Here is a 500-nt window from a genome sequence, read left to right as displayed (position 1 = left end):
CCGCCGAACGCTGCGGCACCCGCCGCTGCCCCGCCCACGAGCACTGCTGCACCTGTCGTGGTCGCGCCCGGTGGTGGCAACATCAAGGTCGTGCAGCCGCCCGCACCAACGGTGACGGCGCCGATCCCTCAGGCGCCGCCGCCAGCAGCAGCGCTGACGCCGATCGCACCGGGCGCTGCCCCCCAGGGCCCGCGCAACATGGGCGATTTCCGCGGCCAGCGCAGCGAGCGCCAGGAAGGTGGTCGCACGATCATCACCGAACCTGGGCGCATCATCGTGCAGGATCCGAGCGGTCAGTCGTTCATCCGCCACAACGAAGTCGATCGCTTCCGCTACGGCGCGCGTGACATCCGTACGGATCGGGTCGGCGGTGAGGACCGGACCATCGTGATCCGTCCCGACGGTTCGCAGATCATCACGGTGGTTGGCCGCGACGGTCAGCTGCTGCGACGTATCCGCAGGGATCGGGAGGGACGCGAGATCATCATCATCGATAACTC

General features: G+C 68.6%; 1 protein-coding gene. It reads left to right on the top strand.

Going from position 1 to position 500, the window contains the following annotated elements; all coding sequences use genetic code 11:
• Positions 1 to 57: 57 nt before the first annotated feature.
• The coding region (locus AC1DU6_RS36055; protein ID WP_477863492.1) for a hypothetical protein at positions 58 to 500 on the top strand (443 nt) is incomplete at its 3' end.

It is taken from the genome of Roseateles sp. P5_B10 (assembly GCF_056400485.1).
Note: the sequence above shows the minus strand (reverse complement) of the source record. Positions and strands in the feature narration are given on the sequence as shown.